Raw genomic sequence first — 15,119 nt, forward strand, 5'->3', positions numbered from 1 at the left:
GAAGGGCATGCGCATGGAAACGCCGATCGCCGAACCGCAACAGAACGGCAAACCCGAAAGCCGCAGCGACAGCGGCCGTGGACCACGGCTGAGGGAAATTCCCTTTCGCCTCGTCGTTCCCAATCTCATCACCGTTCTGGCCATCTGTGCGGGCCTGAGCGGCGTGCGTCTCGCCATAGAGGGCCGCTTCGAGCTGGCCGTCGGCATGGTGCTGCTTGCCGCCTTCCTTGACGGCATAGACGGGCGCATCGCCCGCATGATGAAAGCGACGTCCAAATTCGGCGAGCAGATGGATTCGCTGGCCGATATCGTCAATTTCGGTGTCGCCCCTGCCCTCGTGGTCTATGCCTACCTTCTCGACCAGGCGCGCTCCATCGGCTGGATCGCCGCCCTCATCTATGTCATCGCCGCCGGCCTGCGTCTGGCGCGTTTCAACGTCATGATCGAGCGGCCGGTCAAGGCGCCGTGGCAGAATGAGTTCTTCGTGGGCGTCCCCGCCCCGATGGGCGCCATGCTGGTGCTGCTGCCTGTCTATCTCGGCTTCCTCGGCGTCGAGCCGGACAAGCCCTTCGCCTATGTGGCCGCCGCCTATACCGTGCTGATCGGTTATCTCCTCATCAGCCGCCTGCCGGTCTGGTCGGGAAAATCCGGCACCAGCCGCATCCGTCGCGATCTGGTCCTGCCGATGATCCTCGTCGTCGTGCTCTATGTCGCAATGCTGATGAGCTTCACCTGGGAAGTGCTGGTTCTGACGGTTGCCGCCTATCTTGTCTTCATTCCCATCAGCGCCCGCCTCTGGCACCGCCGCTACGGCACGCTGACCATCGAGGAAGACGCACATGACGACGCCAATGGCGGCAACGGCCTCGATCGCGGCATTTAAAACCACAGGTTTATTTTTTCTCACACAAGCCGGCGCAGGATGTGACGCAAAATGTCGCAGTCTGGAAAGCCGGCTTCGTTTTTCTTCGCCTCGAATCCGTCAAGATTAGCCGCGAAAGAAGTGGCTCACACGCATCGCAACGGCGATTGACGTGAATTGTGGAGAGAGAGAAATGACGAACGAGACGAAGGCGCAGCCGCCGGCGAAGCCCGACCTCAACAGCCACTACCGCCCGCTCGGACTGAAGGCCGTAGCGGCCGCAACCCTGATGCTGAAGCGCAAGCCCGCCGCCAAAACCGCCTGAAAATATTAGCTTTTTTGATTTTTTTGGATTTTGCGAATCTTCCAGAAAACGGAACGTTGCCGACGGAAAATCGACAATCACGCGGCGCCTTTTTCGGGCGCCGTTTTTTTGTTTCAGGCACCGCCGCGATACTGCAAAGCTTCAGTCATTCACGCAATCGGCAGCCTTCTGTAACGAAGCTGCAACGAAAGTGTAGTAAAAGGCTCGCCTTCCACAAGAAGGCTATACGAACACCGACGTATAGATTAGTGAATACAAAAGAACTTTTCTATTCCGCATTTTTTTCCACAACAATGCATAAGCCGGCTCTCGAATCCGCAGACACGCGGATGGCGGATGTTCGGCGTTGAGGGAAGATTGTGAAGACAGGCCAGGGGGGCTTGGGACGGCCATGCAGGATAAAATCCTTCTGATTGAAGATTCCGTTGCTCTTTCCATGCTGCTGAAGACGCGGCTTTCGGAAGAAACGGAAGCCGAAGTCGTCCATTGCGACAGCATGGCCGCGGCCGATACCCTTATGCAGGCCCATGATTTCACGCTGGCGCTGACGGGCCTCAACCTGCCCGATGCGCCGAAGGGCGAGATTCTCGCACTTTTATCCGAGCGCAAGGTGCCAGCCATCGTTTTCACCGCCACGGTGGATGACGAGGCGCGCAAGCGCTACGCCGAAAAGAAGATCATCGACTATATCGTCAAGGACGGCCATCGAACCGTCGATGCGGTCGTCAGAACGGTCCAGCGGATTTTGAGCAACAAGCTCTTCTCCGTTCTGGTCGTCGATGATGTGCGAACAGCCCGTTCCGGCCTGGTGGAAATTCTGGAGCGGCAGAATTTCAGGGTCAGCGAGGCCCATTCGGGCAAGCAGGCGCTGGAGATACTGTCGCAAGACCCGACGATCCAGCTTGTCATCACCGATTATCATATGCCCGACATGGACGGCTACGAGCTCACACGCCGTATCCGCGACAGCCGGTCCTCCGAAGATTTGCGGGTCATCGGCATCTCCTCTTCAACGGATCGTCTCCTTTCGGCAAGTTTTCTCAAGGCCGGCGCGTCGGATTTCGTCTACCGCCCCTTCGTGCCGGAAGAATTGCAATGCCGCATCGACAACAATATCGAGACTTTGAAACAGCTCAAACGCCTGCGCGAACTGGCAGAGCGGGACCACCTCACCGGCCTGCCCAATCGTCGCTCCTTCTTCGAGCGCACGCGGGCGCTGATGGATGTCATCAATGGCAATGACGAGAGCGGCGCCGTCGCCATTCTCGACATCGATCATTTCAAGAAGATCAACGACACGCTGGGGCACGATGCCGGCGACAGGGCGCTGAAAAAGCTGGCCGAACTGCTGCATGACATGTGCGACGAGCAACGCCATATTCCCGCCCGCCTCGGCGGCGAGGAATTTGCCGTGTTCCTGCGCGGACTGGATGCCCGGGCTGCCTATGCCTTCTGCGAGGAACTGCGCGAACGGGTGGAAAGGAACGGCCGCCAGCTGAGCGGCAGCAGCCTGGCGCTGACCATTTCGCTCGGCGTCGTGGAGATCGAAAAGGGCGAGCCCTTCGACAACCAGCTGAATGCGGCGGATCAGTTGCTCTATCTCGCCAAGGCGAATGGCCGCAACCGCGTCTATTCCGACATCATGATCCAGGAAGGCCTGCAAAAGATCGGGCTGAACGGCTGATTGTCTCTGAAGTCTTCTATGGGACCGAGCAAGTGCCACTTGTTTCTTCTCCCCGCCGGGGAGAAGTCCGCGGCAGCGGGATGAGGGGGGCAAGCTCTCCGCATATCTCTACCGTAGCCCCCTCATCTGACCCTTCGGGCCATCTTCTCCCCGGCAGGGAGAAAAAAGAGGCGGCTCGCTCAGCCCTCGTCATTGGCCTCGCGAAACACCTCAAAACAACGACATCTGCCCCTCGTCCTTCGGCGGTTTGATCTTTGCCAGCGGCGCGCTTTCCGGCACCGGTTCGATGAGGTCGGCGCCGACATTAGCGACCTTGTTGACCTTATCCGAAACGGGAATCATCTCGAAAAAATCATCCTGAACGGGCCGCATCAGATCGGCGACCTCGCGTGGCTCCTGGGTCTTGCAGTCGAGCCAGCGGCTGAAATCTTCCGGCGCAATGACCACGGGCATACGGTCGTGAATACGGCCAATCGCGGCATTGGCGGCCGTGGTGAGGATTGCGCCGGTATCGACTTCCGAACCATCGGCGGACGACCAGGTTTCCACGAGGCCGGCGAAAGCGACGATGCCGCCGTTTTTCGGGCGGATGAAATAGGGTTGCGGTTTGCCGCCCTCCTCCTTTGGCGGGCGCCGCCATTCGTAAAAACCCGTTGCCGGGACGAGCACGCGGCGATGGCGCATGGCGGCGCGGAAGGAGGCCTTTCCGATTGCGGTTTCGGAACGGGCATTGATGAGCAGCGGAAAATCCTTCGGATCCTTCACCCAGCCCGGCATGAAACCCCAGCGCACCAGCAGGGCGCGGCGATTGGGCAGGTTGCTGCCGCGCCCCTGCCGCTCGCCTTCCATGACGACCAGAATGGGTTGGGTCGGCGCGATGTTGAAACGGGCGGGAAAGTCCTCAAGGCCGATCAGATCGAGATAATCGGCGATCTCTTCAGGCGTCGCCTTCAGCACGAAACGTCCGCACATCGCCTTCTCCTTATGCCCTTGGTCCGAACAGGATGATGGCGGTGCCGGCAAGGCAGACGATGCCGCCGGCGATATCCCACCTGTCCGGCGTTTGCCCTTCCACGCCCCAGAGCCAGAAAAGCGAGGCAGCAATATAGATCCCGCCATAGGCGGCATAGGCCCTGCCCGCCGCCTCTGTCGGCACCAGCGTCAGAAGCCAGGCAAAAGCCGCCAGCGCCACCATGCCGGGCAACAATATCCAACCGGTCTTACCGAGTTTCAGCCAGGCCCAGAAGGAAAAACAGCCGGCGATTTCGGCAAGAGCCGCCAGAACGTAGATAAGATAGACCTTCATTCCACCGTCTTTAGCATGCACAATCGCGTCCGTTCCGGACTATAACCATCGGCGCGGAAACCGGAATCGATTTTTCCGAGCCACGATACCACGATAGACAGGCCGGAAACGGCCGAAACAAGCGAAAACCCTTCATGACCCTTCGTATCAAGCCCCGTGCCGCCTCCTCCGCCATCGTCAGGAATGGAGACCGGCTGCTTCTCGTGCGCCGCATCAACCCACCCTCCAAGGACATGTTCGCCTTTCCGGGCGGTCGCGGCGAAGACGGCGAAACCCCGGCCGAGACTGCACTGCGCGAATTGCAGGAAGAAACCGGCATCGTCGCTCGCCGGCCGCAGCTTTTCGCGACATACGATCTTCCCTCGCGAGATGCGGCAGGCCTGCTGACGAGCCATTATTTCCTGTCGGTTTTCACCGTGGAAACCGATGCCGACCCCCTCGTGACTGTCGGCGACGATGCGGCGGATGCGGGCTGGTACACATTGGCGGAAATTCGCCTGCTGCCCGCGCCCGAAAGCGTCGTCGAATGCGCCGAACGCCTGCTTGCATGATTGCCAGCCAGCCAGAATCGCTATTATCTAGGATCGATCCGCCCGCCGGATGGTCACGAGCCAACAGTTCACGCGTATGTGTGGGGCAGAATAGAATTTTGATACGACCAACCATCTTCCTGTCTCTTTTTGTGACAATGCTTGCCGTATCAGGGCAAGAGGGCATCGCTTATGCGCAGCCTTCAAAATCCGTTTCTACGGCGCGTCCTGCGGAAGCGACACCGCCCAAACCCGCTCCTTACGACGACAAGCTGGCGCGGCTTTCGGAAATATTGGGCGCGGTGCAATATCTGAGAACGTTGTGCCCCTCCTCCGGACCGGAGGACTGGCGCAAATCGATGAGCGACCTTCTGGCCGCTGATACGGCCAACGAACCCGAACGCCGCCAGCGCATGACGGCCGCATTCAACCGTGGATACCGCTCCTTTGCGGCTATCCACACCAGTTGCACACGCGCCGCCATCATGGCAGAAGAGAACTACCGTAACGAAGGGGCAACACTCGCGCAGGAAATCGCGTCCCGGTTCGGAAATTAGAGGATTATTAACCTCTTTTCGCCGCAGGCCGTGCCGTTTTGATAAATGGCTGCTAGTGTTGTTAACAGGGTGGTAAGGACTTGCCCGCCCTGTCGAGGATGAAAAATGCAGACAAGCCGTAACGAAATCGACGATATGATCGTGCATGAAAAAATGCAGGTCGCTCTGGAACACCAGAACGAGGCATGGGCTGACGGCATGGCCGACGGCATCGAGCCGGAGATCATCGCCGATGCCGCGATCGCTCTGGCCATGCGCGAAACCATCCGTATCCATGGCGAGGCCGGCGCTGAAGCAATGCTGGAATCGCTGCGCCAGCGCATGCTTCAGGGCGAATTTTCGCCGCAGCGGGTAATACAGTAAAGCCGGGGTCTATCATGTCTTGCCTGAGCAAGGGGCTTTTGCGCTCTTCCGCCCTGCTGTCCATCCTGCTTGCGCTCGCCGCCAGCCCGATTGGCATGCCAGGCAGCGCCTTTGCCCTTTCCGAGCTGAAGCCGGCGCAGAACACCGAAAGCGAGCCGAAGGCTGAGAATGGCGGTGAACCGCAGCAGGCCCAGCCCGCGGAGCCGGACGAAATCGAAGGCGATTCGGAAGGCATTCCCCTGCCCGACCCGCTGGTGGACCGTTCCGCCAATCAGGCCAACCAGCAATCCTCCACGTCCGACAACACGCCTGAAATGTCTGTCGTGATCGAGCACGACATTTCCAAGGCGCCGGAACCCGTGCGCAAGCTGCGCCAGCAGATCATCGATGCCGCCGCCTCCGGCGATATCGAAAAGCTGCGCCCCTTCATCGCCGCCGGCCAGAACGAATTCCGCATCGACGGCAATGACGGCGAAGACCCGATTGCGGCGCTGAAAACTTATTCCGGCGATCCTGACGGGCTGGAAGTGCTGGCGATCATCATCGACCTGCTGTCGACCGGTTATGCCCATGTGGACGCCGGCACGCCTGACGAAGCCTATGTTTTCCCCTATTTTTCCGGAAAACCGCTGAATACGCTGACTGCGCCGGAAAAGGTGGAGCTTCTGCGAATCATTACGGCGGGCGATCTGGCTGACATGCAGGAATTTGGCAATTACAGCTTTTATCGCGTCGGCATTTCGCCTGACGGCAAGTGGAAGTTCTTCACCGCCGGCGATTGATCGCACCGCAGCGCTTGCCGTTCTTTTGCAAAAATCCTAACTGTGCGGAATGAGCATTCCGGCAAATGCATCTGCATCTTGCCTGCTATCCGCATAGTCTCGACGAACCGAACGGTGACGCCATGCCTTCCGCCTTTCTTGCCGACCGCCGTCTGATCCGGGTTTCCGGTACCGGCGCCGAGGAATTTTTGAACAACCTCATCACCGCAGATGTTGAAAACCTGCCGCAAGGCGAAGCAAGGGCCGCAGCCCTTCTGACGCCGCAGGGCAAGATTCTGTTCGATTTTCTGATCTGGCGCGATGGCGGGGACTATCTGATCGAGACGGGTGCGGCCGAACTGGACGCGCTGTTGCGCCGCCTGACCATGTACAAGCTGCGTGCACCGGTCGACCTCAAAGCCGAGACGGTGGAAGGCGTGAGCGTTTTCTGGAACGAGACTGCGCCGGCGGCAGGCATCCGGGATGGCCGTTTCGCCAAAGCCGGCATCGATCTCTACCGTATACCGGGCGCCTCCGCATCCGGCGACATCGCTGCCTATGATGCGCTCCGTATCGAGCAGGGCATTGCCGAATCGGGTCGGGATTATGCGCTTCAGGATGCTTTTCCGCACGATGTGCTAATGGATGTGAATGACGGCGTTTCCTTCAATAAGGGTTGTTTTGTCGGTCAGGAAGTCGTCTCGCGCATGAAACATCGCGGCACGGCAAGACGCCGCGTCGTCAGCGTTTCGGCCGAAGTCGCGCTTTCCGCCAGCGGAACGGAGATTACTGCCGATGGAAAGCCGGTCGGCGTGCTCGGAACCGTTTCCGGTAACAGGGCGCTCGCCATTGTGCGGATCGACCGTATTGCCGATGCGCTTGCTTCGGGTACGCCGCTTCTTGCCGGGAATGTTCCCGTGACGGTGGCCCTGCCGGCGTGGAGCGGCCTTTCCTTGCCGACGGCCGATCCGGCAGCGCGCGCGGAGGACTGAGAGTGACGCCCGCAAAAAGCCTGCGCGCCTGGCAGCGCATGCTGTCCGGTCGGCGGCTCGATCTGCTCGACCCTTCGCCGCTCGATGTGGAAATCGTCGATATTGCCCATGGCCTTGCCCGCGTAGCCCGCTGGAACGGCCAGACGCGCGGCGACCATGCCTTTTCCGTGGCCCAGCATTGCCTCATCGTCGAGACCATCTTCTGCCGCATGTGCACCGGTGCCACGCCTGACGAGATGCAGATGGCGCTTCTGCACGATGCGCCGGAATATGTCATCGGCGACATGATCTCGCCGTTCAAATCGGTGGTCGGCGGTGGTTACAAGACCGTGGAAAAACGCCTGGAAGCCGCGGTGCATCTGCGTTTCGGCCTGCCGCCGCATGCATCGCGCGAATTGAAGGACCGCATCAAGAGGGCCGATACGGTCGCCGCCTTTTTCGAAGCGACGGAACTTGCCGGTTTTTCCACCGCCGAGGCGCAGAAGTTCTTCGGCCTGCCCCGCGGCATCACCCGCGATATGTTCGACATGACGCCCCTGCCCTCGACTGAAGCGCAAAAGCTTTTCATTGAGCGTTTTGAGGCGATTGAAGAACTGCGTATGGTCAAGACGGGAAGTGCGACATGACCGCCATTGTCGTATCGCCGCTGTCGCGGATCGCGGAGATGGCCGTGAAGCACAAGGCCCGCGAAATGGTGACGCTGATCGCCAAAGAGCAGTCCTTTCACCGCCCTGCCGTCATTGCCGCAGACCGGCACCTGACGCTTGCCATGAACGACATTGCATTCAAGGGCACCGCCGATCTCATCGCGCCGGACGATGCGCATGTGCTGAAGCTAATCGATTTTGCCCGGCAATGGGACCAGTCCGCGCCGCTGCTCATCCATTGCTGGATGGGTGTTTCGCGCTCACCCGCCGCCGCCGTCATCGCAGCCCTCAGCCTTTATCCGGACCAGGATGAGAACGAACTCGCCGGGCGATTGCGGGCGGTTTCCCCTTACGCCACGCCGAATGCCCGTATCATCGCCATTGGCGACCGGCTTCTGAGGCGCGACGGGCGACTTGTCAGCGCGATAAAGGCGATCGGCAGGGGTGCGGATACCGACGGCAACGTGCCTTTCGTGCTGCCGCTTGGCGGCTGAAGCCCGAATTTTGGCGGAACCGCCAAGGCGCCCGTTCGTTACCAACGCTGAACAGCAATAAAGATTACGGGACAATTCATGGAACAGCAGGCAGCGGATATCTTCGTCGCATCGCAGGCAGCCGTTCGGCAGGCCAGCGCCCTGGCAGTGCAATATTCCTTTTCGGTCATTGGCGCGCTTCTTCTTCTGATCATCGGCTGGTTGGCCGCAACATTCCTGCAACGCTGGGCATTTCAGGGCCTGTCGCGCGTTCGCGGCTTCGATGCGACGCTAGCCGGTTTTTTTGCCGGGGCGGTCCGCTATGTCGTGCTAATTCTGGTTCTGGTCATGGTGCTTAGCCAGTTCGGTGTACAAACAGCGTCCATTCTTGCAGTTCTCGGCGCCGCCGGCCTTGCCATCGGCCTTGCGTTGCAGGGCACGTTGCAGAACATCGCCGCGGGCATCATGCTCGTGGTGCTGCGTCCCTTCCGCGTCGGCGAATATATCGAGACGACCACCGTCAAGGGAACCATCATCGAGATCGGGCTGTTCGCCACCGAGCTCAAGACGAGCGACGGGCTTTATCGCCTTGCACCCAACTCGACCCTGTGGAACGTGCCGATCACCAATTACAGCCGCTTTCCGTCGCGCCGTCATGAAGTGAGCCTGACGGTCAAGAACGACGAGGACCTCGCCGCCGCACAGGATATGCTGATGCGGGTGGCGCGATCCGAAAGCCGCGTGCTGCTGGATCCAGCCCCCGTGACCTTTGTGGATTCAGTCAGTGCGGACAGCGCCACGGTGAAATTACGCTACTGGGTGCGCAGCGACAGTTACTTTACAACGACCCGCGACGTGACGAAGGCCATGAAACTCGCCTTTGACGAGCGCAAGGCGGACATAAGCGCGCAACCCGCCTGAGGCGTTGCACCTTACCCTCTTTCAAGCGCGACGGCTGCAAAGCCATCGCGCTTTTTCGTTGCACCGAGCCGGGACGCCACTTGCATCCCTCGAACGCGGCCTTTATGGATCATGATGTAATGTTATTACGTAACTTGCCATTATGAAGATAAGAGGGCCGAAACAAATGCAGAAGATACTCACCCGCGTCACCGGCGCCGTCGCACTTGGTTCCATGCTGCTGGCGACGACCGCGGCGATGGCCGCCGGCGGCGACAAATCCGCTGCCCACAGCCACGACCATGGGCACGATCATGGCCACCAGATGACCGAGGCGGAAAAGCAGATTTACAAGGGCTACTTCGAAGATGCCCAGGTGAAACCGCGCGCGCTTTCCGACTGGGAAGGCAACTGGCAATCGGTCTACCCCTATCTGCTGAACGGCTCGCTCGATTCCGTCATGGCCGAAAAGGCGGCGCATGGCGACAAGACCGCGGCGGAGTACCGCGCCTATTACGAGATCGGCTACAAGACCGATGTGAACCGCATCGTCATCAAGGCCGACAGCGTGGCATTCTACAAGGACGGCAAGCCCGCTGAAGGCACCTATGTCAGCGACGGCCATGAAATCCTGACCTACAAGAAGGGCAATCGCGGCGTACGCTATATCTTCAAGAAAACCGCCGGCGACGAGGCCGCGCCGCAATTCATCCAGTTCAGCGACCATTCCATTGCTCCGGTCAAAGCCGGCCATTACCATCTCTATTGGGGCAACGACCGCAAGGCGCTGCTGGACGAAGTGACCAATTGGCCGACCTACTACCCGTTCCTGATGGACGGCGGCGATATCGTGGAAGAAATGGCGGCGCATTAACTTCGCATGACATTCCGGCACGGGCATATTCTTCATGCCCGTGCTGCATTCCTTATTGCCCCATGGTGGAGCGATGCGCCCAGCCGGTCATGCGCTTTTCAAGCCACGCCATGATCGCATACATGGCGATGCCTTCCACCGCGAGCATCAGCAGGCCAGCAAAGACCAGAGGCACGTTGAACTGACTCTGCGCCGAACTCATCATGTTGCCGAGGCCGTAATTAGAAGCGACGGTCTCCGACACGACCGAGCCGACGAAGGCGAGCGTGATGGCGATTTTGAGCGAGCCGAAGAAATAAGGCATGGACCGCGGAATACCGACCTTCAGCATGATGTCCATCTTCTTGGCGCCGAGCGCCCGTAGCACATCTTCGGTTTCCGGCTCGATGGTGGCAAGGCCGGTGGCGACATTGACGACGATGGGAAAGAAGGAAATCAGGAAAGCGGTCAGAACGGCGGGGACCGTGCCGATGCCGAACCAGATAACGAGGATAGGCACCAGCGCCACCTTCGGAATGGCGTTGAAGCCGATCATCAGCGGATAAAGCCCGGCATAGATGGTTTTCGACCAGCCGATGAACAGGCCGATAGCGAGACCGGCGGCCACAGCAATGGCGAAGCCCAGCGTCGTGGTATACAGCGTTTGCAGCGAATTCTTCCAGATCGGCGACCAATATTGCACGATGGCCTGCCCGACCCTGACCGGCGACGGCAGGATGGTGGGCGGCATTTTCAGCGCGTAGACAAGCAGTTCCCACAATACGAAAAGCGCCAGCGTATAAAGCCATGGGGCGGCTTTCACCCAGTTGACGCAGGCAATCAGCGGTTTGCGCGGCTCAGTCGTGACGGTGGTTTCCATGATCGCGCTCATGCCGCCACCCTCGCCTGCGCGATTTCGCCATGCAGTGCCTGCACCATGTCGTTGAAACCTTTGTCATACATGATATCGAGCTGGCGCGGGCGGGCGAAAGGCACGCGATGTTCCGCCAGCAACCGGCCCGGCCTTGCACTCATCACAAAAATCTTGTCGGCCAGAAATGTCGCCTCGCGCAGATCATGGGTCACGAGGATGATGGTGACGCGCTGCGCGGCGTGCAGATCGCGAATGACGCACCACAACTCCTCGCGGGTGAAGGCGTCGAGCGCGCCGAATGGCTCGTCGAGCATCAGCAGTTCCGGCTCATGGATCAGCGCCCGGCAGAGATTGGCGCGCTGCTGCATGCCGCCGGAAAGCTGCCACGGATATTTGGAGCCAAAGCCCTTCAGACCGACGATCTCCAGAAGACGCTCGGCTTTCGCGACATATTCCGCCTTGTGGGCGCGCAGGCGACGACGGTGTTTCTCGACGATCTCCAGCGGCAGCAGGATGTTCTCAAGCGTCGTGCGCCAGGGCAGCATCGTCGGATTCTGAAACGCCATGCCGACGATGGAGACCGGCTCCGTGACCTGCCGCCCGGCAACGATGACATTGCCCCTTTGCGGAATATGCAGCCCCGTCACCAGCTTCATCAGCGTGGACTTGCCGCAGCCGGACGGGCCGACGACAGCCGCGAATTCCCCCTTGTCGACCGTCAGGTTCAAACCGGATACGGCCAGCGTTCCGGCGGAACCGCCGTAACGCATGTCGACATTATCTATTTCCACGAGACGTGACATCGCAGTTCCGTTTTCAGTTGCTGATCGGGCTTTTGAACCCCGCAGCGTTGCCGCTTGTTTCTTCTCCCCGAGGGGGAGAAGGTGGCCCGAAGGGTCGGATGAGGGGGCAAGCGTAGAGATATACGGAGAGCTTGCCCCCTCATCCCGCTGCCGCGGACTTCTCCCCGGCGGAGAGAAGAATCGGGCCGCACCCGCTCATTTCACCCATCAGGGAAGCATGCGTTCTGCCTTGGCCGGCAGGTAGGTCGCGTCGAACACCTGCTCCGCCTTGACGTTGCCCTTCAGGCCCATGGACACCTTGAGCGTTTCCAGTGAAGCGGCAAGCCGGGCCGGATCGACCCCGCCCATACCGTTTTCCACCACATAGGGCGTCTTGATGTTCATGCTGTTGGCCATGTTCAGGCGCTCCAGCTCGATGGCGCTGTCCAGCGTCTCGTTGCGCTTGAGGACGGCCGCCACGCCCTCTTCCGGGTTCTTGACGGAATCAGCGAAACCCTTGGCCAGCGCTTTCAGGAAACCCTTCACCGCTTCAGGGTTTTCCTCAGCGAAATCAGTGTTTACCAGCACCGCATTGCCATAGAGATTCAAGCCATGCTCGGCCATCAGGATGGTCGAGATATCGTCATCGGCTATGCCCTGTTTCTTGAGATTGAGGATCACCGAAAAGGCAAAGCCGAAAACGGCATCGACGTCGCCCTTGGCGAGCATAGGTTCACGCACCGGGAAACCGATCGATTCGATCTTGATCTTGCTGTCATCGAGACCTGCGACCTGCTTGAAAGCCGGCCATTGCGCAAAAGCACCATCCGGCGGCGGTGCGCCGAGCTTCTTGCCTTCCAGCGACTTCGGATCACCGGTAACACCGAGCGACTTGCGACCGACCACGGCGAATGTCGGGCGCTCATAGACCATATAAACGGCCTTGATCTTCTGGCTTGGATCCTCGTCGAGGAACTTCATCACCGAGTTGATGTCGCCAAAACCCATCTGATAGGCACCGGTCGCAACACGCGGGATCGCCTCCACCGAGCCGTTGCCGCTATCGATGGTGACATCGAGCCCTTCAGCCTTGAAGTAACCCTTGTCGAGCGCCAGCAGGAAACCGGCGGCGGGGCCTTCGAACTTCCAGTCGAGTGTGAATTTCACCGGCGTTTCGGCCCGCACCTCTACCGCCGGCAATGAAAATCCGGCGGTTACACCGATGGCGGCAATGGCGAGCGTTCTGGACAACAACCTGCGCGTTAAAATCATCTGTTCCCCCTGATGGTTTTGTTGGATTGGTTGCATAAGACCCAATTCCAACTCTCAAGGCAAGATAAAATTGCATACAAAATAGCCGTTATTTTGTATGCTTATTTTGTATGCACAATCAGTCGCAAGACAGGCAAAAAGCCGGCAATCTGCTCATCGCGCATGCAACGAAGCGAAAGCGGGATCGTTCACGCAGAGAACACAGCGTTCTCATTTGCCGAGGTTGCGGATCAGGGGCAGCGTGCGACAAATAGGGCCACGAACAGCAGGCAAACGCGGGACGGCAAGATGAATTCTGCACTTGGTATACACCACATCACCATGATCACCCGGAAGGTGCAGGCGAATGTGGATTTTTACGCCGGCTTTCTGGGCCTGAGGCTGGCCAAGCGCACGGCCGGTTTCGAAGACGCCATGCAGCTGCATCTGCTTTATGGCGACGATATCGCCTCGCCCGGCTCGCTTCTCACCTTTCTCGTCTGGGAAGATGGCGGCCAGGGCCGTGTCGGGTACGGCCAGACGCTGGAAATTTCCGTGGCCATCGATCCCGCCGCCATCGGCTTCTGGCTGACGCGGGCGCTGAGATTTGGTATCCGGGCGGAAGGCCCCTCCGATGAGTTCGGTGCCCCGGTCATCCGGCTGAAAGATCCTGACGGCCTGATCGTCAAGCTGGTCGGCACCCACGCCTTTGCCGATGCCACGCCGCATGTGACGGACGATATTTCCGCCGCGGACGCCATTCGCCGTATCTATGGCGCGACGGTGCTAAGCGAAGTGCCGGAAGAAACCGTGGCGTTTCTGGAGAAACATTTCGGTTACCGGCAGGAAAGCCAGGCAGGCGCAATCCGCCGCCTTGTTTCCGACAGCGGCGACATTATCGACGTGCGCGACGCCACCGGCTTCTGGTCCAGCGCGCCGGGCACCGGCACCGTCGATCACATCGCCTTCCGCGCGAAGGATATGGATGAGCTGAACACGGTTCTAACCGGGCTGAAATCGCTCAATTCCAGCACCACCAACGCCCATGACCGGAAATATTTCCACTCGCTTTATGTCCGCGAACCGGGCGGCGTGCTGATCGAAATGGCAACCGACGGGCCGGGCATGACGGTGGACGAACCGCTGGAATCGCTCGGGGAAAAACTGTTCATCCCGCCGCTCTTCATGAAGGACGAGGCGGATGTACGCGTTGCCCTGCCGCAATTTTCGATGCCGGGCGAAGAACGCATCGTCTATCGCGACCTTCCCTTCGTGCACCGGTTCTACACGCCGCAGGAGCCGGATGGCAGCACCATCATCCTGCTGCACGGTTCCGGCGGCAGCGAAACCAGCCTGATGCCGCTGGCGCACCGGGCAGCACCGCGCGCTACCCTTCTCGGCGTGCGCGGCCGCAGCACGGAGGAAGAGATCGCCCGCTGGTTCCGTCGCAATCCCGATTTCAGCTTCGACCAGAAGGATATCGCCTCGGAAGCGGAAGCCTTCGCCGCCTTCGTGGAGGGGGCGATACGGTCCTATGGCCTAGACCGTTCGAAACTGCGGTTTATCGGCCATTCCAATGGCGCGAACTTCTACGCGGCCTTTGCAGCGCTCTATCCCGACCTTGCCGGCGACGCCCTGCTCTATCGCCCGATGCCGGTTCTCGAAACATGGCCGCAGACCGATCTTTCCGGCCGCAATCTCCTGCTTGTGGCGGGAGAACGCGACAAATATCTCGACAAGGCGCACGAACTGCAGGGCCGGCTCGCCGCGAGCGGCGCAAGTGCCGAGCTGGAAACGGTTGAGGACGGGCATGAACTCGGGCTTGCCGATATCGAAGCGGCACGGCACTGGCTGGCGGATGTTTCCTGACACGAGGCCGAGCGCGTGCCACCTATTTCTTCTCCCCGCCGGGGAGAAGGTGGCCCGAAGGGTCGGATGAGGGGGCAAGCTCACCGAATA

18 protein-coding genes are annotated in these 15,119 nt (G+C 59.9%); 13 read left to right on the top strand and 5 right to left on the bottom strand.

Annotated features, from left to right (window positions below; translation table 11 throughout):
* Positions 1–13 precede the first annotated feature (13 nt).
* From pssA to BS627_RS07895, 3 genes are all read left to right on the top strand, one after another.
* Positions 14–883: a CDP-diacylglycerol--serine O-phosphatidyltransferase gene (pssA, locus tag BS627_RS07890; protein WP_077982591.1), complete on the top strand. Its 870-nt coding sequence runs from the start codon at positions 14–16 to the stop codon at positions 881–883.
* Positions 884–1,055: 172 nt separating this feature from the next.
* Complete coding sequence (locus tag BS627_RS24935) at positions 1,056–1,187, top strand: hypothetical protein (RefSeq protein ID WP_264673018.1); 132 nt, start codon at positions 1,056–1,058, stop codon at positions 1,185–1,187.
* Between the two features lie 391 nt (positions 1,188–1,578).
* Positions 1,579–2,871: a GGDEF domain-containing response regulator gene (locus BS627_RS07895; protein ID WP_077982592.1), complete on the top strand. Its 1,293-nt coding sequence runs from the start codon at positions 1,579–1,581 to the stop codon at positions 2,869–2,871.
* Between the two features lie 210 nt (positions 2,872–3,081).
* Here BS627_RS07895 and BS627_RS07900 read toward each other — a convergent pair whose 3' ends face one another.
* Positions 3,082–3,843, bottom strand: coding sequence for an SOS response-associated peptidase (locus BS627_RS07900; RefSeq protein ID WP_077982593.1), 762 nt, complete (start codon positions 3,841–3,843; stop codon positions 3,082–3,084).
* Between the two features lie 10 nt (positions 3,844–3,853).
* A complete protein-coding gene (locus BS627_RS07905; protein WP_077982594.1) occupies positions 3,854–4,177 on the bottom strand; it encodes a YnfA family protein in 324 nt (107 codons plus the stop codon).
* A 134-nt stretch (positions 4,178–4,311) separates the two neighbouring features.
* Here BS627_RS07905 and BS627_RS07910 point away from each other — a divergent pair, with 134 nt between their 5' ends.
* From BS627_RS07910 to BS627_RS07950, 9 genes are all read left to right on the top strand, one after another.
* The gene (locus BS627_RS07910) at positions 4,312–4,728 is read left to right on the top strand and encodes an NUDIX hydrolase (protein ID WP_077982595.1); all 417 of its coding nucleotides are present in this window, start codon (positions 4,312–4,314) and stop codon (positions 4,726–4,728) included.
* 98 nt (positions 4,729–4,826) lie between these two features.
* Positions 4,827–5,264 carry a TIGR02301 family protein gene (locus tag BS627_RS07915; protein ID WP_077982596.1) on the top strand — a complete coding sequence of 146 codons (438 nt, stop codon included), beginning with the start codon at positions 4,827–4,829 and terminating at the stop codon, positions 5,262–5,264.
* Between the two features lie 105 nt (positions 5,265–5,369).
* Positions 5,370–5,627 (top strand): hypothetical protein, encoded by a 258-nt coding sequence (locus tag BS627_RS07920; RefSeq protein WP_003501987.1) that lies wholly within the window; start codon positions 5,370–5,372, stop codon positions 5,625–5,627.
* A 14-nt stretch (positions 5,628–5,641) separates the two neighbouring features.
* Positions 5,642–6,409, top strand: a complete 768-nt coding sequence (locus BS627_RS07925) for a hypothetical protein (RefSeq protein WP_077982597.1) — start codon at positions 5,642–5,644, stop codon at positions 6,407–6,409.
* A 122-nt stretch (positions 6,410–6,531) separates the two neighbouring features.
* The gene (gene ygfZ / locus BS627_RS07930) at positions 6,532–7,380 is read left to right on the top strand and encodes a CAF17-like 4Fe-4S cluster assembly/insertion protein YgfZ (RefSeq protein ID WP_077982983.1); all 849 of its coding nucleotides are present in this window, start codon (positions 6,532–6,534) and stop codon (positions 7,378–7,380) included.
* Positions 7,381–7,382: 2 nt separating this feature from the next.
* The gene (locus BS627_RS07935; protein ID WP_165691168.1) at positions 7,383–8,006 is read left to right on the top strand and encodes a YfbR-like 5'-deoxynucleotidase; all 624 of its coding nucleotides are present in this window, start codon (positions 7,383–7,385) and stop codon (positions 8,004–8,006) included.
* The gene (locus BS627_RS07940) at positions 8,003–8,521 is read left to right on the top strand and encodes a tyrosine phosphatase family protein (protein WP_077982598.1); all 519 of its coding nucleotides are present in this window, start codon (positions 8,003–8,005) and stop codon (positions 8,519–8,521) included. Before BS627_RS07935 ends, BS627_RS07940 begins: the two co-directional genes overlap by 4 nt.
* Positions 8,522–8,599: 78 nt before the next feature.
* Positions 8,600–9,421, top strand: a complete 822-nt coding sequence (locus BS627_RS07945; protein WP_077982599.1) for a mechanosensitive ion channel family protein — start codon at positions 8,600–8,602, stop codon at positions 9,419–9,421.
* A 166-nt stretch (positions 9,422–9,587) separates the two neighbouring features.
* Positions 9,588–10,274, top strand: a complete 687-nt coding sequence (locus BS627_RS07950; RefSeq protein ID WP_077982600.1) for a metal-binding protein ZinT — start codon at positions 9,588–9,590, stop codon at positions 10,272–10,274.
* Positions 10,275–10,326: 52 nt separating this feature from the next.
* Here the strand turns inward: BS627_RS07950 and BS627_RS07955 are convergent, their stop codons facing one another.
* The 3 genes from BS627_RS07955 to BS627_RS07965 form a co-directional block, all read right to left on the bottom strand.
* Positions 10,327–11,145, bottom strand: a complete 819-nt coding sequence (locus tag BS627_RS07955; protein WP_077982601.1) for an ABC transporter permease — start codon at positions 11,143–11,145, stop codon at positions 10,327–10,329.
* Positions 11,142–11,930 (bottom strand): ABC transporter ATP-binding protein, encoded by a 789-nt coding sequence (locus BS627_RS07960; protein WP_165691169.1) that lies wholly within the window; start codon positions 11,928–11,930, stop codon positions 11,142–11,144. The genes BS627_RS07955 and BS627_RS07960 overlap by 4 nt, the downstream gene beginning before the upstream one ends.
* A 207-nt stretch (positions 11,931–12,137) precedes the next feature.
* Entirely contained in the window at positions 12,138–13,181 is a 1,044-nt protein-coding gene (locus tag BS627_RS07965) for an ABC transporter substrate-binding protein (protein ID WP_077982602.1), read from the bottom strand.
* Positions 13,182–13,469: 288 nt separating this feature from the next.
* Between BS627_RS07965 and BS627_RS07970 the strand changes: the two genes are divergently transcribed.
* On the top strand, positions 13,470–15,029 hold the full coding sequence (locus BS627_RS07970; RefSeq protein WP_077982986.1) for a VOC family protein: 1,560 nt from the start codon (positions 13,470–13,472) through the stop codon (positions 15,027–15,029).
* Positions 15,030–15,119: the final 90 nt, after the last annotated feature.

It is taken from the genome of Agrobacterium salinitolerans (genome assembly GCF_002008225.1).
In the GTDB taxonomy this organism is placed as follows: domain Bacteria; phylum Pseudomonadota; class Alphaproteobacteria; order Rhizobiales; family Rhizobiaceae; genus Agrobacterium; species Agrobacterium salinitolerans.